The organism is Paraglaciecola polaris LMG 21857 (assembly GCF_000315055.1).
GTDB lineage: Bacteria > Pseudomonadota > Gammaproteobacteria > Enterobacterales > Alteromonadaceae > Paraglaciecola > Paraglaciecola polaris.
Map to the genome: position 1 here is coordinate 26133 of NZ_BAER01000051.1, position 17515 is coordinate 43647.

Sequence of the window (17515 nt, forward strand, 5' to 3'; positions counted from 1 at the left end):
GGGTCTAAAAAGCAGTGACTTTGTAGACCCAAACCTTTTAAAGGTCTCTATTAAGTTTATCAGGTGCCCAGTAAAACGGCGCTGATTGCTGGAACTGTTGTGCCAATGACTTCTTGAGTGCTGGCAACAACAGGTAAGGTTGCAGACATAACACTTTCAACAACGGTTGGCGTATTGTAGAGACCCATACCGCCACCAATGCCCAAGGCAAAAGCCATCAAGCTTTGGCGAGCGATACCGCCCACAATACCCACCAGTACCATGGCTCCCGCTACGATCCGTCCCAAAGTACCTTGGGTCCAGTCTTTTAGGGTATCCCACACATCGGTGAAAGCATCACCACCGGTGCCCGCAAATGAGGGCTCCGAAATCATTAACGCCATTAAACCAAGCGCACCAATGGTCATTAGGCGCTGAGTTTGAATGGTGCGAACTGCATTTGTCATTCGTTAGTTTCTCCGTAGATACTCAAGTTATCGCGCTTACCATCAGCTCCCGCTGAGGCAGAATCGCTTTGAGTCTGAAGTGGACGTAGCACTGGCGAAACCGTTCGAGGTGCTGACACCCCAATATCCCACCGGCGCGGTTCAATTTCGGTAAACACGTAGCTGGATAAATTCAGATCTCCACGGTCATCCTCCCAAGGCGCAATCCAAATCCGCATTACCCTTGAAGGAATGCGAATAGGTGCAGATTGCTGCGTCTCAGGTAATGCTGGATGGCTCAGCAGTCCTGTCTCTAAATCAGATTGTGAATACCCAGAGGGAGAACCAATTCGAGTCGCCACAGCATCAATCGTCTTGGGTGCAGCGCCATTACTGGTCAGCTCATAGACTTCACGAGCGGATAAACAGCGCACACCGTCAGGCATACCTGGGCATCCATATTCACTACTCCCAAGACCCAATGAACTACAGCCAGACAATAAGGTTGAGCCGACTGCCAATAAAAGTAATCCAGCTTTAGACCACTGTTTTGACTGGTGCTTTGGGTTGTTCTGCATTGATGTCGTCATGGTTAACTCTCCTCTGGATACACATCTTATTGTCTGAAACGGACTTCGATCGGTTAGCAACATGCAGGATTTTTTCATCTTCTTGCACCTCCCCCTTGCGAAGTGGCCAACGACAACGAGGCACCACGAGTGACGATTACTTCAATTTTCCTTGCAGCGTCTATCTCTATGACTGGGAACATATTTTCAGCCATGTCCAAATAGAACTTGGCCACTCGATCCAATGCTTTACCTGTGCCTTTAATCGCAGCGCCTTGTAATGCTTCTTGGCTCATGACTTGCTGGTACAGCTGAGTATCACCGGCATTACCCGTCTGAATCGTCGGAACAGGATTTACATCAAATGCGCCAGCCAAGCCCTGAAGGAATCCGGCCATCATCGATTTGGCCACCAGCTGGCCTTGTTTCGACACCAATCGGCCACGAATACCGGCTTTGCCGTCTTCACCCACGGCATAAGAATCCAGTCGTGTTTCAATGACGCCACCATCTTCTCTCACACATGAAATGGTCTCGCCTCGCAAATAAGCACGCTCAGAGCTCAAATCACCGTAACCTGCGGCGATCAAGAAACACTCTTTGATATCCGCTCTAAATCGGTTGGGTAAAATGGCTTCCTTTTGAATCCTCAGCAATGCAGGAAAAGGCTCGCGTCTTGCGGACTCGTGAGTAGGAGCATCCAAACCTGTGATCAAAGTACCTGAGATGATGCTGCCCGCCGGTAGATACAAAGGCGGCGCTTCTTGCACAACAACCTCTGGTTCAGCAACCACTTCAGGCTCAATCATACGAATCGTGATTGGCGGCAATGGAACATCTCGTGCTCGTGTACCGTGGCCATTGGCTGGCTGCTGATAGAGCGGATCAGGCAGCGGCGCATTGGCAAAATAGTCGTCTGGGTTAGACGGCAGAGGCTTTTCGTCTTTGGGTAATTCCATGGCAGATAAAGGCACTTCAAAACGGCTATTTGTGCCTTCAACTGCTGCATCACCTCCTGCGCGAACATCATCAAGTTCCGCTCTAAGGCGGGCCAGCTCCGCATTGACCTCACTTGGTATAGAAGGCGAACCTGGGCTTAGCCGTCCTGAATCGACGTCACGACGCAAGCGCTCAACTTCACGACGTAACTGTTCATTGCGCTCACTAAGTAGTTTTACGTTCGCAGCCAAACTATCGACCCCAACATCACGAGTATTGGTATCCGTAAGAATGTGCCGGATTGTTTCCTGCCGGTTCCGACTACTTGAGCCATCGTCAGGATTAGGTGAAAACACCATCACCATAAGGATGAGACCACCAGCAATACCAGCAACCGATAGACCCCGCTTCATGTTCGGGCTCATTTGTTCCCATTGTGCTTTCATCGTTACTTACCTCCCACAAGAAGCGAAGGTCGCTGACTTTCCACTGGTTCTTCACGATGATTGCGAACAACCACATACAACTCAGTCTTTTCACCCGGCAACAAGATATTGCGAGGCCAGTAGGCGCTTGCCACTATATCTGGTGCATGACAGGCTATTTCACTGGCTTCTATCGGCTCATCGGCAAAGCTTTCAACCAGTCCTACAAAGACGGTGAAATAATGGCCTGTCACAATTTGCCCCTGCTTAAAACCAAACTTTAAGCCCGGCTGAAAACATTTCGGGCTTGTGTCAGTTTGGCCAGCTAAACGGATGTCATAGCCTTGTGGTAACTCATTTAGTGCAAGGCGTCTGAGTAAATCACGTAAGCTATCGACGTATGGCTGAGCCGTTTCCCAAGTGGCGGCTTTTCGGTTCACGACGCCCTTAATGGGCCACTGCTGACCATCAATCGCTAAGGTGATTTCACGCGGTGGAATACGACGAGGTACTAAGGTGACTGATAATGCGGGCGCTTCCTGACCAGGCGGAGTGATGTAAAGTGAAACCGGTGATTCTTTGTCCGTGGCCACATATACAACATTCCCCTTAATTTGCGTCTGAGCATCACTGGTTGTTCTCACCTGAGGCGATTCAAACGGCGTCACAATCCGATTCAGATGCCCAAGTGCGACAGGGATCAGTTCATTAACCCCCGGTGTCATCAGTAACGTTGTTGGCGCATCCGCTGCAACCGTATTGCTTTGAACCGGTGGATTTGCAGTAGCAGACTGCTTCATCACACTGGCTGGTACAATCGGCAATTCCACGTCTGCATACGACGCTTGAGATAACAGGACGCCACTCAAGCTCATTGCGATTAAGCTTGGTGTCATCCATCGACTAATTTTGGTTCGCATCATTCACCCTCCGGTTTTGCTCTTGGGTCAACTTTTCACGAACTCGCTTCGTTCTAGCTTGCCCCTCATACGTATCCATCCAACTGAGCTTTGGACGGTATTGCTCAATATCGATATCAAACTCATAGGTGCGAGTTTGGCGCTGTTCATCTCCAGATGGTCCAGAGACCAAGGAATAACCGGTCACAAAGACATGGCCGGTTTCATACTCATACTCCACTTGTCTGGGTTGGAATTTGAGCGTGACTCGGTCTTCCCGGATTTGTCTTGCCTGAATCTCCAGTGCATCGACCACTTGCTGGTACACCGCTGGAGAAAGTAGCGGCTCAATAGCAACCCGGATAAAAGACACATTACCCGGCGTCACGTTGCCCATAAGCTCAGCCAGGTAGAGTCCCCAGGATTCAAGGTAAGGTTGAGTGGCTTGGTTTCGTGACACTTCAGCCGTTTCAGACAAGGTTGGCGGTTGAATGGCTACCACGGTATTGCGAGAAAATGCTGCTACCGCAAGCAGCAAATTAGATAGCACCAGTACTGCAATCAGAAACCGTTGCCATCGGTTCTCTAATTGCGTGCCTTGCCATGATTTTAAAAACACGTCGAACTTCACGGCAGATAGCTCCTGATAAATGGGTTAGGGATCGTCTTGGCTTTGGTTGGCAACAGTCCGGCCCAGTAGATGGCGTGAAGAATAAAACCATCTGGGCGACCATCACGAAAGCGCCGATAGAGTTTGGTTGTCACCAACCCCAACAGGCATAAAACCAAGGCATTACCGGTAAAAATGCCGATCACTAGCCCCAACAGAATGGGAGCCATCTCATCGGCACTCCAAAGCAGGAAGTGCGGCGGGTCATCGATATAGGACGGAATACTCACAGGTTCCATAGTCACTCCTCGTTGTTTGAATTGAGAAGTGAAGAATGCCTTGAGATTGACAGGTTCAGTGGTCAGCTAGATGCCGAATTCTTGAAGGTTTTGAGGTGGCTTTGTGATTCTGCTCTTACAATCATATTGATATCGTAAGCTTAAGGGTTACTATTAGTTCTTGGTAATTGGCGCATTACATTCAGATCTAACCGACGTGAAGCAGAACTACGAGGATTATCACTCATGACAATGCATAACCCTGCTCACCCTGGTGAGATATTAAAAGAGATGGTCATCGAGCCGTTGGAGTTGACGATTACCGATGTTGCAGAACACTTGAATGTAAGCCGTAAAACTCTATCCAAGGTATTGAACGGACTAGGTGCAATCACTCCGGAAATGGCTGTACGCTTGGAGCTGGCTTTTGCTAAGCCCTCTGCTGAGCACTGGTTACGCCTGCAAAGCGCTTATGACTTGTCAGTACTCAAAAATCAAAAGGCCTCGTTACACGTCCAGCCTTATGAACTAGCATTGGGATAAAATTTATGTCTCTAAAAACATTGAAAGGAAAGGCACTTAAAAATCAAAGTGTTGCACGTGAATATCATAAACTAAGTCGAGAATTTGCACACATCGAACGGAAAATCACACGCAAAAATGCTCGAACACACACCTTAAGCAGCTAGTTTAAAATTGTCTCTGGTTCTATCGGAGCACACCATCAATGTGCGTTTTTTTAACTCAAGTGCGCCAGCTTATACCGAGTACTCCTGCCCCCAGCATCACTTTTTACCAAGCAACCAAGCTCGACCAAAGCCGCTAAATGACGAGACGCGGTTGGCTTACTCACTTTCGCCACTTTATGATATTGCGACGTATTAATGCCTTGGTCAAAATCCCCATCAAGCATTCGATTGAGCACTTTTACTTGTTCCGAGGACAGTCGCGTTTGATCGACATTTCGCCAGAAGTTTGTTTTAAAAACCGTTTGGTCGATTTCTTCGAGCACATTGGTGAATGTTTCACCTAAGGTGTTTAAAAACCACATAAGCCAAGCAGTAATATCAAGTTCACCTTTCTGGGATTGCTCTAATATTTCGTAGTAGCTTTTACGGTTGGCTAAAATCGCCACTGACATTGCATAGAAACGGACTGATTGACGCTCAGCCTGGGCCAGTGCTAAATCAGTAAGTAAGCGGGTGATCCTGCCATTGCCGTCATCCAAAGGATGGAGCGTCACGAACCAAAAGTGAGTTATCGCAGCTCTAAGCAATGGGTCTAGAGCGGGGTCCTCACGAGAGTCATTAAACCAGCGGATAAACACGTCCAGTTCGGACTCAAGCACATCTCGGCTTGGCGCTTCAAAATGCACTGTGGGTTTATCAATCCTACCCGATACTACCTGCATAGGCTCATCCCCACGTAACCGCCCCCCTATAACAGGGTTGAATAAGGTGTAACCCTCAGGAAACAGCCGTTGATGCCATTGCAATATTCTCTCAAGTGAGAGCGGCGAGTCTAAATTCTCCACCGCATCTAACATTATTTCTGCTAGGCCATCTGTGCGTTCAGTGGTTGGAAATGGTTTGTCTTCAGAAAGACCAAGCTTATTAGCCAAGGACGAACGAACAGAAAAAGCATTGAGCTTCTCACCTTCTATGGCACTCGAATGAATAATGTTCGCCAATAGCGTGTCTAACATACTTTGCCTTTGGTCTTTAGGTTGGCTCGACATCTTGCCCAACAACATTCCTTGGTGAAAGCGAATGTCGCGTAACTTGGGTTCAATGACTTTTTCATCCCAGATAAAGTTCGGCCAGTCAGCTTGTTGCCAGATCCACATCTTGTCGCCTTTTTGATTTAAATAACAGTCTTTTCAAATCATAACATGATTGGAATAAAACTCACAATCGAATCAATTCATGATATGAATAAGTCAGATATTCATATCACCCTGTCTTGGTGGCCATTAACCGAGGCCTCAAATCTTCTTCTGCAAGTGACTTAACGCCAACCCCGCCATCAATGCTAAACCGATGATCAGCGACGGTAACACCACCGGTGGAATAGCCAGCGGGGCGAACAATCCCATAAACAGCAAAATGACACCTGAGCCCAGGATAATCATGCTGTAGCGGTGAATGATAGGGCTCGAAAAATCAAAGGTTGTCTTCTTAATCTTCCAAGTCATTAAGCCGTCCCACAGCGCCGGTAACATGAGAATAAGCGCAAAGGGCAACCAGACCATCAGCAACGCAAATCGCGTGAACACTTGGTACAACACATCAAAAAATGACTGAATACGGTCTTCTACCCAGACAAACCAAAAGCCTCCCATGTTCTCCATCCCTTTAGAGCGTAGTCGCTGTTCTTCAGTGGGGATTAGAAAATCTCGCACAGATTGCTCCATCTGCGTATCCACAATCCATGATTGATACCAACCATGACTAGTTTGACCAATCCAATAGCTTGTTTGTGCGCCCAATTGATTTTGGATCATCTGCTTCTCTTTACTAATGACCCGGCCAGTCCAATCACCGGGCACTAACACGCCAATGGCAATAATCTCCAGCATCAGTGCCAGACACAGCAGCCAAACCGACTTATGCTTGCTCATGCCAAATATCCTCTTCTACTCGGGCCAGCATGGCTGCAACGGTTGGCGTCACAATCCGGGCTTTAATCACTTGTTGAAGCCGCTTTGTCGTCGTATGACCACTGACATAACGCACCTCGATGCGTCCTTCTGCCAAATACGCCATCCGATTTGGACGATTACGCATCCAGGTGTGGAAATACACACCATCTACGGCAGCCCACTCGAAATGGTCAGGATCACGCAGGCGAATACCCGTTAAAGCACTGGCGGCAGTCCAGGTAAGCGCCTCAATGAAATGCCAAAGGCGAACACTGTCATCATCACAACTGACTTCTTCATAACTACCCAAGCCATTGCACAGACACAAATCAAAGATGGAATGGCCATCTAACGTGAGCGCATCCGTTAAATAGTCCGCCAAACAGTGTACTGAAGCCAAAGCATGAGGCCAGTCGGTTTCAAGCAGTCTTAAAGCTTCCTTGAACTGAGGGTTATGTTGCTGCCACTGAGCGAGCATTTCTTTACTGGTAAGTGTTGTCATTTTCAGACAGACAGAATGATGCATACAGACTCCTTATGCTGCCTGTGTAGAGCTGGTTAATATAGGAATGCGACCTTTGATCACACGGCCACCTGAAAGCTTGGCGATGTACTCCAGGTTGGGAAGCTGGCCTAATAACTGCGGTGGAAACATATCGCCTTCTTCCTCCATCAAGCGTTCGCCATGATTGCCGGTAAACAACGCGGGGCTGTCCGAGTTGGACGACATACCCTGAGTTTGCATGATGTACTGCAACCGAGTCTTTGGCAGATTGTCAGTAATGTACTGCTGGGTTTCGGCGTCCATCACCCGAAGGGCTATCAAGTTGTTGATGTTGCCTAACACCTGGCGAGCCTTAGCTTCGCTGCCTGTACGAGCGGCAAAGTCAGCAAAGGTCTGAGTAGCAATCACACAACGCATTTTTGCGCCACGGCCTTTGTTGAGCAGTTGAATGAAGGGATCGTTGACGACTTCAGCCGCCTCATCGATGAAAATATTTACGGGACGATTTTCAACACCATAGTTATAGCGGTCACCGGCCACAGCGGTAAGATCGGATAAAAGCAACGAACCAATGGCGCTGCCAACCATGGCGTCGGTTAATGAATCCAACCCGATATAGGCCACTTGGGCATTGTTGATAATACGGCCAGAATCCGTAATTAACCGGCTGTCATCCACGTCGTTTGCAATCGGTGATAGCAATGGACCTAGTTCACTTGATGTGAGCATATTGAGCACCGGCATCAATGAAGCTACCATCTTGGAATAGTGGGTTCTATCATGCTCAAACATGCTCAAAAGGCCTTCCAAATCGGTATTGGCGGCAACGGGCTGAATGCGTTCGTAGTAAAAAAGCAGCATCGCCATAGCTTGTTTAGCCAAGGTATTGGCCTTTTCAGTAAAGCGCTTGATCTCCACACTAAAGTTCGGATATACCTGCTCACCCCAGGCTGTGACGGCTTTTACTACCAAGCCTTCTGGGCCACCTTCCAAGAATCGTCTCAGTGTTTTCAGATCAGGACGCTGTGAAGTAAGCAACAAACCTTGCACGATGTTATTCAGTGCCATTTGGCCAAAGGCTTTAAATGGATCAGCACCGGTTTCAGATGGGATTAATGCCGCAATTCGGCTGGCAATTTCAGTGCCTCGGTTAAAGTTTCTCAGGGGATTAAGACGTACTGAATGCTCTGGAAAGCCCGGATGAAAATACACAAAGCGCTCAGGACTACCGGCGGAAATACAGGCTCGCTGCGCATTATCCTTAAGTTCCTTGTCTCCCTTAGGGTCAATAATAATCACGGCTTCATTACGCAAAATGGCCTGGGTGATCATCGCATCAAAGCATCGGGTTTTCCCTGCCCCGGTCGTGCCGACAATTAAGGTATGCCCCTCTGTGTGACCAACTGACTGGTACACATCTTCTTCTTTGGGCTCAACACCATGAATCCAGGTCGAACCCATTTGCTTACCGTGCCCCTGGTTAAGCAAGGTTTGCTTATCCCGCTTTAAGATTTCATAAGCGCGTTGAGCATGACGTTGGTCCCACTCAAAGCCATACCCTAACCACAATTCATCAGGATGTTTTGCCATCACCTTTTGTAAATGCGACAGCGCCATAAAAGCCAATGGTTTGCCTTTTAGCCCCTTCTGCAACTTATAAAGACGGTAAGCCTCGGGCAGGCGATACAACGCCATGCCCGAGGAAATCCCTGTCATCCACCAAAATGGTTCGGGCGGTAACTCTGTCAGCATTTCTGCGGCAATTGCCCCAGTTGCTCCAACCAGCCAACCTGCTACTGCCATGGCTTCATAGTTCGTGCGCCAGGGCATCTCATATGCGTTTTCTTTCATTCATGCTCCGCAAAATAACCGTTTACAATCCGCTTAACTTCAAATGGATTAACGTTTAGCGTGAGCGGTAAACAGAACCGTTTCCCCCTCATCAAACTGGCATTGGTCACTGGCCGAGATCCCCCGAAGTAGCTGTCCGGCTGGAATGCCATGCTCATTGGCGACTTGGCGTAAGGTTTGAATCGTGACGCGAATACCATCGGCACTATGATCCACGTCTGGGTAATTGCCATCGGTCAGTAAGATGGGCAAATCTTTCACAAAATTAACCATCTGTTGGCGCTGCGCGTGTTTGGGGTCTGTACTTGAGTTCGCATTGGGCGCAATCGGCTTTTGCTTACGCTCCGCTCTTGTGGCGGGCTCTTTTGCTTGGGCATTGGTTGTCTCGGTTCGACTCGGACGCTGTAAAGCCTCTTCGTTCTGAATTGCTGTCACTGATTCTTCGTCTTGTTTAGAGATGTCTATCAGTGCAGTAAGCCCTTTAGAAATCGATACTTTCAGCAGCAACCCTTGCTCCTGAACGCCATCTTTCGTAGTAACAGTTCTGGCTTTACGTGTCGGGTTTGCGGGATCTAGTTCAAGCCAATCTAATTGACTGAGTTCAGCAAGCAGTTTTCGGGGAGCACACCAATGTCTTACGGCATCGGGATAGCGGATCAGTATATGTTCACCAACCATAACCAACGCACTGCTGGCCTCTGGGAGCCACGCCAAAGATTCAGGGAGATTCAATGCTTCTTCATCGTGTCGGATTACATTACTTGCGATAGCGGCATCGTTTGAATCGTTAGGCTTTTCGCATTCATCACCTGGAGCATTTTCAGTTGCCTGGGGGTTATTAACATCACTGGCATGACGAAGTTCATCATCTTGGTCGGACGGTTTTGTCGATGGCGACTGTGCCGAATTGCTATGTTCGATTGATGATGACGCTTCAGGCAAATCTGGATGTTCACTGGAGCGAATCTGTGGCTCTGCTTGTGTTTGCTGTGTTGCTTCCCACTCAGGTTTACTAAACAGTGTCACACCAATTGGTACATTCGAGCTGAACAATAAATCGGCCTCAACTATATGCAGCATGGGTAACCAAATTGGCTTGCCGTCTTTGATCAGTACTTCAGGGGCAAGGCTTTCATATCGCTCATTTGAGGCGGATTTAGTGGCCAATCCTCGCTCAATGAGGATGTCCGCAAGGGTATCGGGATCTCTTGGAATGCCGGGTATCTTGTCTTTGGCCAACAGCTCAATGATTTCCTTAGCCGCGCTTTTCCAGACCAGGTAAAGATTGGTTGATTGATTCGATTTTCGTACCCAGACTCTGGCGTCTCGCTGATTGACCAGCCACTGCGAACCGGCAAGTAATCGCCTCATGGCATCAAGTAGATAGCGTTCAACTGGGACACCAATGGCATTGTCGTCAACGGAAATTCGTTGAGCTTTCAGGTCTCGCTGGACACTGCTTTGGTCAGCTTCAATAACCAATTTAGACAGGACATGCTCGGGATCGGTATTGCCAATTGCCTCCAGCATAGCTTGCAAAATCTCAGGGCCCGGCTGGGTTAACCAGGCGAGCAACTCAGGTGTCATCACCCGGTTTAACACCAGAATTGAAAATTGCTCGTGCCGTTTGCACCGTCCGTCGCGCCAGCGAATGAAATAGCGTTCAATGCGGTTATTAGTGGCCCACTGGGATAAGGTTTCTAAAAATGGGTTCCACTGATAGCGTCCATCTTCGTCTGTGATGGACAAGTCTGAAACAGGCTTACCAATATCATGGAACAAACCGCCTAATGCCGCCGCAACACGCCACCTTGGTTCAAGCTCTTTTTTCTCAACCGGTGTGCCACTGGCAACGAAGATGATCCCTTCAGCAGCTTGTGCCGCCCAGAAAGCAACTTCCAACGAATGACGTAATAAACCACCAGCACCACTGTGATGATGATGCTCAGAAGCTGGCAACAAGTGAACATAGGACGCCAGATGATCAATGCAGGGTTGAATTAGCCTTTGAAAATCACGCTGGTTGAAGCCAAGTACCTGACGCAGTTTGGCTATTAGCTCGTCTTGTGTGGACTGCAAATCCTCGGGTGACGCTGCTGGCAACCCCTTCAGGAATGGCGGATAGCGTGGAATGTCTGCATCCAGTTGAGATGAAAGCTCTGGTAGTGCTTTGGCTTGAAAAAATAGGTTTTTGAACATAGTGAACCTCCGACACGATAGTGTGAAGGTTCAAACAGAGTTGTTTAGTTCGATAGCTTCAAGAATCTTGCATCAAACTGCCATGTCATTTTCAGGCCACCAAGAGGCTAACAGCCTGCTATCAATGTTTTACGAGGTCTTTTGATGGATACTTTAGTTGCCATGTTTCAATTAGAAATAACGCTGCGGTACTTGCTGAGTGAATAGCTAACTTGGCTATACGGGCATCTAGTCGGGTGTAACCCCGCTCTCGACCATGAGCATCACCACCATGTGTTCGCAGAGCTCCGATACCTTCAACAATGGTTGCCAATCCAGATAGGACCTTTCTTACGTCATCAGCAATTTCTGGATTTACATTAATTTCACCAGGAGACAACCCTAGTGGTCGCTTTACTGAATCAAACAATCCCTTAATATCTTTCTTCTTAGGAAGTTCAAAGCCAAGTTCAATTATGATCGAACGGCACACACTCTCTAACGTAGAACAAGCCGATGTGACTGCACTTTCCGGATCACGAAAGGCGCTTTCCAGGGCTCTATCAAGGTCCCTAGATACCGTATCCATATTCAAAACTTCGGCTTTGGTTGAAAGCGTTGCTAACACTGAAGCACTAACACCTGTTTCAATTTTAGCTAAAATTTCAAACAGCTTTGCCTTTTCCTGTGGGTCTTCGGGTTTGTAATCACATTTATACTGCCAAAGTTTTCTGAGTACTTGGCCAACCAAGTAACCATCCTCTAGCTCAATAAAAGATCTTAAACGTTTAGCCTTTGAGCCTCCATTAATCTGGTACTTCTCTTGGGTAATATCAATGCTCAACTCATCTTCAAAATACTCAGCCATTGTCCTATCTGAAAAATCTAACAGATAGCCATCTGACATCTCGAAAATTTTATCTATTGTTCTAATCTCAGAACCTTTTAGTTTTGGCATGAGTAATCCTCCCTAACCATACAACACTGTCCCGTCATGTTGTTAGCCAAATAAAGCCTTGATAAGCAGATATGGGTACCGAAATTAATGCACTAGCCAATGCAATTGTCTTAGCCAACCGGCTTTCAAAAAGCCTATCAATGAGAACGCCCATACCCTTTGAGTTCGTTTTAAGTTTTCCCTGAGCTAGCTTATCGATTACTTTCTTATAAAAACCGGTCTTACACAGCGTAGAGTTATGCATTTTAATGAATTCATTACTCTTGAAAGCTTCTACTTCTTCCGCACCAGTTAAAAAGTGTCGATGGATACCACCATTCAAATTCATCAATGACTTTAATCGAGGATCTGCAACGTAGCCGCTACCATAACGGTCAGACAAAATATCATTGAGATTGATTCGTCTTTCAACAGGAATTACCGCCATATCGGTTTTACCAAGCACTCGGTATCGATGCTCTAAATGTTCGAAACCGTAAGTCAGATTACGCATATTCCAGTGAATCCAGTATCTATCTCGACGATCACGGACGAATTCATTGAATTTACTTAGTAACGCACGCTCAATATCATCGAGACGTTGATGGATTTCGTCTCGGCTGATACCAAGTTCTTCAGCAATAGCATGAATAGAAAAACTTACTGTCTGATCTGTAGATAGATGCAGTACAGCAATCGAGGTAATTCGAGGAGATAAGCCGTCGTTATCATCATTCAAGCTTTGGCAAGAATAGTGAATAATGTAGAAATTCTGAGGTGTGCGCTTTACCTCACGAATGAATTCTTTGCTATTAACGATAGTCAATTATCTTACCCCAACAATATTTAAAATCAGTCAAGCAGTATGCTTTTTTGCATAAGCATCTGATTATTCTGATAAAATGGAACATCTGTATTGCCAAGAACTGTTGGTGGTACATTTGTTAGCTCAACTAGATTATCCATTGGAACAACAACCGTCTTCGCGCCATTCTCAGACAACATTGTTATCTTGTCTGCAAAGTTAATTGACCTTTCAATCGCACCGCCAACGGATATATTACCCAACACTGCAAGGCCAGCCTTTAGGTTCTTTTTGTACAGAGCAGACACGATTGCGATATAAACCGCCGAACCAATTCCCGTTGATATTGAAGCCCCCAGCATATTGGTTACTTGGATAGTGATATCGTAATTTTTAAGCGAATGCTGTTCACTTAAAATTGTTTTTTCATTAGCTTTAATATACTGGTAGGTATTCTTGATATTTTCTTTTACTCCGGTGTTACTTACACCAGAAATATTGAGTTTCCCAGAACCCGAGGTAGTAACAGCTTCAATACGCACGAGCGCGACATTGTCACCATCACTAGTACTGGTGTAACAAACACCAGGCGGCAGTGGCGTATTTTCGATTAAGTGAGATCCCTTTTCCTCAGGCAAGCCAACAAAGTGCTCTTCCTGCGTTTCTTTATCTATGTAAGAAAAATTCGTATCCCAAAACTCCATTCCACCGATTCGCTTTAACTGTTCTTTCACGCGACGTCGCATTTCAAGAGCAATCTCGAGGTATTCGCGTACATCTTCCTTGGTGTATTCACCATTCGGATGAAGCAATTTAATCAGACCTGATACCGTCTTTTTCACAGGTTTGGTATCACGTTGCTTCAAGTGTGAACCTAATGAAAAAAAGTTTTCGAGAGCATCAGTGTATGTAACGCGACGAAACGACTTCAATGCTTCTGAGAAGTAGTCTGTACTGAAACCAAAATTAGATGTGAAGTGCTTAGGAGCAAACTTGATCATTTCCCACCCAGGTAGATAAAAATGAATACGATCAAGGAATGCAGTATCGTTATTCACTTCATCAGAAAGAGGACTAAATAAGTGAGATGTTTGCAATACCGTCTCAACTGGTTGATTTATATTGCCGTTTAGGATTATTGAAGCAACACCAGTGATTTCACCTCCTGCACCAGCTCGCGAAAACGAGCCAGACTCCATATAGTCCTTCATTAAAGGAACAGCATCCTTTTCTTTGAAGATCTTGTCCGTTGCCTCATCGAAACATATCGCATCCCATTGACCAACGGCACCAACTTTGCCAGTAGAACCGTGAACAAAGAGCTTGGCAACTGTCCCTTGTCCACCTGATATAAGCACGGCATAAGGTGTAAGCTCTTTAAAAACGAACGACTTACCTGTTGACCGCGGACCTAACTCTACAAAGTTAAAATTACTCTCGACCATTGGCAGCAGACGTGCAAGTAACAGCATTTTTACGCGGGTTGTCATCCCTTCAGCATCAGGCTCATATCCACAGCTACGTAGTAATACATTCAGCCATTCATCTCTCGAAAACTCATTCCTTTTCTGGATAATCTTACTGTTATCAAAAGTCGACAGTTGAATAGGCTTTATATTTGTCACTACAAACGGATATATGTTTTGACCGATTCTTATGTCGGGGTCATATTCGACGTCAATAATGGCCCAGATACCGCCCATCAGCATCTTCTCATGCTCTTTCACAAGACCATCACGGATATTACCATTGATAATGTTGCTATTTTGAAGCTGAGCCCAATAGATATCTTTTTTCGAATCCAGTTTGACAGAAATCTTATCGATTATTTTAAATCGACCTTTTTCTCTTATTTTAGAATGTATTAGAGAACTTTCTTCAGGGTTAACGTAGTGCTCGCTAAGAATTTTCTTAACGTTTTCCATGCCTACTTTAATTTTTTCTTCATCATCAGTAGAGCAGGAATTAGCAATTAAATATTCCAATACAAACACCGGTACGTTGGCACCAACTTTTACCATACGCACTAAGTCTTTCTTTACCACATAGCCTCGAAAGTGCTCTAACAACTTGTGATCTAAATCGTTCAAAACGGCCATCGCCTATTCCTCTATCGCATTCTTTAACATAACTGGCCTTAAAATAATCCGCCAAGGTCGCGGTCGTTATTCTTTTTAATAAGAACACGATCAAGCTGCTGTTTTGTAATCGCGTCTACCAGTTGCACTTCTAACTCTTCATGGCCATCAAAGGTGTACTCTTTAGTAACGTGACCATTACTCTGCACGGTAATAACATCGCTCTTATTCACTTGGGTTTTGTTAGCAAAGAACAACAACATCACTTTACGGTCAAGCGTGAACATATTTCCTTCACCAGATTCAGCCCGCAGTTTTAGCTGGTACAGCTCTCCAGTTACACTGACCAAGTCATGCTTGTTCGCAATGGTTACAGGCAGCTCTCCCATAACATCACTTTTTTGCTCCCAACAAAAATAAGGCGTCACCAACTCCTGAGGTGCTAAACCGCCATGCGCAAAGCCATAAGTGCCAGGGGTTTTGAACGGGTTCATGCTGCGGGCGAAGTAAAGGTAGTTGTAATCTTTGTAGGCCTTTGCTACTTCAATAAACTGAGGTATTAAACTTTCTTGCTTGTCACTGGTCCAGATAAAGCGCTCGTCAATGTAGTTTTGCCCTGAAGGCTTAACCACTATCTTATCGGCTTCACTTAGCAAGCCAGTCAACACGAAACCATGGTCGGTGATTAAATACACTTTTCCATAGCCGATATTGAGCAACTGATTAATCTTTTCAGCAAAAAAATCGATAGATTCTGGGAAGTATTTCAGCGCCTTATGATTGAGCTTATCACCCATGTCATCAATATCTTTATAGGTACAAATTAGCACCTGACCCGATAGTGGCTGATCACTTACCTCATCAAGACGAATGTAATCAATATCAATGTGTGAATTTTGGGCTGCAAGATACTTTTCTCGCTTATTTTGCACGGCATCAATCACACCATTTGCCATGTAAATATGGCTCATGTTGTTTTCAGTTTCGGATGGACAATCAGCTAAGATATGACGGCGAGTAAGTGTACTATGGCTACCAAGTTGCTTAACCTTGATAGCAACCTGCTCTGCAATTTCATAGGCTACGCCATCGCCTACAATCACGGCTATTTTGCTGTTCTTTCCTGGGCGATCAATTTGGATATCACGGTCAATAATGGATTGTAAAATGCCAGTTTGATCTTCCCGGTACTGACTAAAATACTGGAACCACTTATCTAAAAACAGCGTAACGTACTCTTTGTAAAGCTCTTGGAAAGGCTCAAGGCTGTCACGTTGTTGCATAAATTCGGTGTACAAATTACGTATGGCAGTATCAAGCGGGCAGAAATGTTTTTTGTAAAACTCAACACATTCAGCAAAGCTGCTTAAATAGGCCATATCCTTCGGATCAAAGTCGAGCAAAGTAATAATGTCGTTCCAAAACACAATGCCCAGCGCTTGTGCCTGTTTGCTTTGATGGCGTTGTTTCAGCCTTGCAACTAGTTGTGCTGACTCTCCTTTAGTCAAAGATTTATTAGCCAGTTTATTGCCTAATTCCTTTAACCAAGCTTCATCCACCTGCCTAAATGGGTGGTCGGGATTGATCTGCCAGATAGCACTGCTGTTAATAAACGCTGAATCCAACTTATGTTTGGCGAGGTATGAGCCAAATGAATTGCGATAACTCACCGAATCAAGCCAGCTGTTGTAAACTGATAACAACGTTTTATCACAGTCATTATCCGCCAAGCCCTTTAACATCGCAGATACAACTTCAGACGCTAGGGTAGATGCAGGTTTATCGATATATTCTTGGCCTAGCAGCTCATTAACCTTGCGGTAAAAGGTTTCACGCAACTGTGCGTCGTATTTTTCAGTGACATAGTTTTCGGGATCATGAACAAAGGGCAGCAGTTCCTTGTCTAAATCAAAGATTTCAGAGGCCCCTTTGTGGCTTAAGTCCATCCAGTAGGTACGATCTTTACCCACACTCACTTTTGCAGCAGCGATCAACTCGTCTTTCGGCAAGTTAATATTTAAGTTTAAGGTCCGGTGAACCTTATCCTTGATGTAGTTCTGCAAATAACGAATTTCGATGCAACCATTGGTCTCACAGTACTCGCGTACGAAGGTTAAGTCTTCTTTGCTGAGTTGCGTATAGATAACGTACTTGTGCTCAGATTCAGGATGCTCTTGTAAGGCTTTTTCAATGCGATATTTCGCTTCCAGCTCATCCAGCTCGCCATTGGTGCGATACACATCACAATCACTTTTTAAGCTCTTTAATAGAAAATCCGCCTCGCCGCTTTCATCAATAAACACGGCCACAGGGTGCGGTTCCAGGATGCGCGCTAAATCCTCTTTAAACCAGGTATCAATCATAGTCGGGCATCC

The 17515-nt window shown here is 45.9% G+C and carries 16 protein-coding genes; 1 reads left to right on the top strand and 15 read right to left on the bottom strand.

Features of this window, described 5'->3' with window-relative positions; genetic code table 11:
* Positions 1-59: 59 nt before the first annotated feature.
* The 6 genes from traA to traL form a co-directional block, all read right to left on the bottom strand.
* Positions 60-446 (bottom strand): TraA family conjugative transfer protein, encoded by a 387-nt coding sequence (gene traA, locus GPLA_RS11070; protein WP_000180225.1) that lies wholly within the window; start codon positions 444-446, stop codon positions 60-62.
* The gene (gene traV / locus GPLA_RS11075) at positions 443-1015 is read right to left on the bottom strand and encodes a type IV conjugative transfer system lipoprotein TraV (protein WP_001944091.1); all 573 of its coding nucleotides are present in this window, start codon (positions 1013-1015) and stop codon (positions 443-445) included. Before traV ends, traA begins: the two co-directional genes overlap by 4 nt.
* A 74-nt stretch (positions 1016-1089) precedes the next feature.
* A complete protein-coding gene (locus GPLA_RS11080; protein WP_007105008.1) occupies positions 1090-2379 on the bottom strand; it encodes a TraB/VirB10 family protein in 1290 nt (429 codons plus the stop codon).
* Positions 2380-2381: 2 nt separating this feature from the next.
* Entirely contained in the window at positions 2382-3278 is an 897-nt protein-coding gene (locus GPLA_RS11085; RefSeq protein WP_007105009.1) for a TraK domain-containing protein, read from the bottom strand.
* A complete protein-coding gene (locus GPLA_RS11090; protein WP_000667170.1) occupies positions 3262-3888 on the bottom strand; it encodes a TraE/TraK family type IV conjugative transfer system protein in 627 nt (208 codons plus the stop codon). Before GPLA_RS11090 ends, GPLA_RS11085 begins: the two co-directional genes overlap by 17 nt.
* The gene (traL, locus tag GPLA_RS11095; RefSeq protein ID WP_000433891.1) at positions 3885-4166 is read right to left on the bottom strand and encodes a type IV conjugative transfer system protein TraL; all 282 of its coding nucleotides are present in this window, start codon (positions 4164-4166) and stop codon (positions 3885-3887) included. The genes GPLA_RS11090 and traL overlap by 4 nt, the downstream gene beginning before the upstream one ends.
* A 225-nt stretch (positions 4167-4391) precedes the next feature.
* Here traL and GPLA_RS11100 point away from each other — a divergent pair, with 225 nt between their 5' ends.
* Positions 4392-4688, top strand: a complete 297-nt coding sequence (locus GPLA_RS11100; RefSeq protein ID WP_007105010.1) for a HigA family addiction module antitoxin — start codon at positions 4392-4394, stop codon at positions 4686-4688.
* A 196-nt stretch (positions 4689-4884) separates the two neighbouring features.
* Here GPLA_RS11100 and GPLA_RS11105 read toward each other — a convergent pair whose 3' ends face one another.
* From GPLA_RS11105 to GPLA_RS11145, 9 genes are all read right to left on the bottom strand, one after another.
* Complete coding sequence (locus GPLA_RS11105; protein ID WP_007105012.1) at positions 4885-5991, bottom strand: Fic family protein; 1107 nt, start codon at positions 5989-5991, stop codon at positions 4885-4887.
* 138 nt (positions 5992-6129) lie between these two features.
* Positions 6130-6765 (bottom strand): DUF4400 domain-containing protein, encoded by a 636-nt coding sequence (locus tag GPLA_RS11110; protein WP_007105013.1) that lies wholly within the window; start codon positions 6763-6765, stop codon positions 6130-6132.
* Complete coding sequence (locus tag GPLA_RS11115; RefSeq protein WP_007105014.1) at positions 6752-7312, bottom strand: hypothetical protein; 561 nt, start codon at positions 7310-7312, stop codon at positions 6752-6754. The genes GPLA_RS11110 and GPLA_RS11115 overlap by 14 nt, the downstream gene beginning before the upstream one ends.
* Before the next feature lie 9 nt (positions 7313-7321).
* The gene (gene traD / locus GPLA_RS11120; RefSeq protein ID WP_007105015.1) at positions 7322-9142 is read right to left on the bottom strand and encodes a conjugative transfer system coupling protein TraD; all 1821 of its coding nucleotides are present in this window, start codon (positions 9140-9142) and stop codon (positions 7322-7324) included.
* 48 nt (positions 9143-9190) lie between these two features.
* Complete coding sequence (gene mobH / locus GPLA_RS11125) at positions 9191-11341, bottom strand: MobH family relaxase (RefSeq protein WP_007105016.1); 2151 nt, start codon at positions 11339-11341, stop codon at positions 9191-9193.
* A 121-nt stretch (positions 11342-11462) separates the two neighbouring features.
* Positions 11463-12278, bottom strand: coding sequence for an abortive infection family protein (locus GPLA_RS11130; protein ID WP_007105017.1), 816 nt, complete (start codon positions 12276-12278; stop codon positions 11463-11465).
* A gap of 34 nt (positions 12279-12312) precedes the next feature.
* Positions 12313-13083, bottom strand: coding sequence for a hypothetical protein (locus GPLA_RS11135; protein ID WP_007105018.1), 771 nt, complete (start codon positions 13081-13083; stop codon positions 12313-12315).
* Between the two features lie 26 nt (positions 13084-13109).
* On the bottom strand, positions 13110-15161 hold the full coding sequence (gene brxL / locus GPLA_RS11140; RefSeq protein ID WP_007105019.1) for a protease Lon-related BREX system protein BrxL: 2052 nt from the start codon (positions 15159-15161) through the stop codon (positions 13110-13112).
* Positions 15162-15199: 38 nt separating this feature from the next.
* A complete protein-coding gene (locus GPLA_RS11145; RefSeq protein WP_007105020.1) occupies positions 15200-17503 on the bottom strand; it encodes a PglZ domain-containing protein in 2304 nt (767 codons plus the stop codon).
* Positions 17504-17515: the final 12 nt, after the last annotated feature.

Bases quoted from the DNA above. Each gene is read 5' to 3' on its own strand.
- traA (WP_000180225.1), bottom strand. From the start codon at position 446: ATGACAAATGCAGTTCGCACCATTCAAACTCAGCGCCTAATGACCATT.
- traV (WP_001944091.1), bottom strand. From the start codon at position 1,015: ATGACGACATCAATGCAGAACAACCCAAAGCACCAGTCAAAACAGTGG.
- GPLA_RS11080 (WP_007105008.1), bottom strand. From the start codon at position 2,379: ATGAAAGCACAATGGGAACAAATGAGCCCGAACATGAAGCGGGGTCTA.
- GPLA_RS11085 (WP_007105009.1), bottom strand. From the start codon at position 3,278: ATGCGAACCAAAATTAGTCGATGGATGACACCAAGCTTAATCGCAATG.
- traL (WP_000433891.1), bottom strand. From the start codon at position 4,166: ATGGAACCTGTGAGTATTCCGTCCTATATCGATGACCCGCCGCACTTC.
- GPLA_RS11100 (WP_007105010.1), top strand. From the start codon at position 4,392: ATGACAATGCATAACCCTGCTCACCCTGGTGAGATATTAAAAGAGATG.
- GPLA_RS11105 (WP_007105012.1), bottom strand. From the start codon at position 5,991: ATGTGGATCTGGCAACAAGCTGACTGGCCGAACTTTATCTGGGATGAA.
- GPLA_RS11110 (WP_007105013.1), bottom strand. From the start codon at position 6,765: ATGAGCAAGCATAAGTCGGTTTGGCTGCTGTGTCTGGCACTGATGCTG.
- GPLA_RS11115 (WP_007105014.1), bottom strand. From the start codon at position 7,312: ATGCATCATTCTGTCTGTCTGAAAATGACAACACTTACCAGTAAAGAA.
- traD (WP_007105015.1), bottom strand. From the start codon at position 9,142: ATGAAAGAAAACGCATATGAGATGCCCTGGCGCACGAACTATGAAGCC.
- mobH (WP_007105016.1), bottom strand. From the start codon at position 11,341: ATGTTCAAAAACCTATTTTTTCAAGCCAAAGCACTACCAGAGCTTTCA.
- GPLA_RS11130 (WP_007105017.1), bottom strand. From the start codon at position 12,278: ATGCCAAAACTAAAAGGTTCTGAGATTAGAACAATAGATAAAATTTTC.
- brxL (WP_007105019.1), bottom strand. From the start codon at position 15,161: ATGGCCGTTTTGAACGATTTAGATCACAAGTTGTTAGAGCACTTTCGA.
- GPLA_RS11145 (WP_007105020.1), bottom strand. From the start codon at position 17,503: ATGATTGATACCTGGTTTAAAGAGGATTTAGCGCGCATCCTGGAACCG.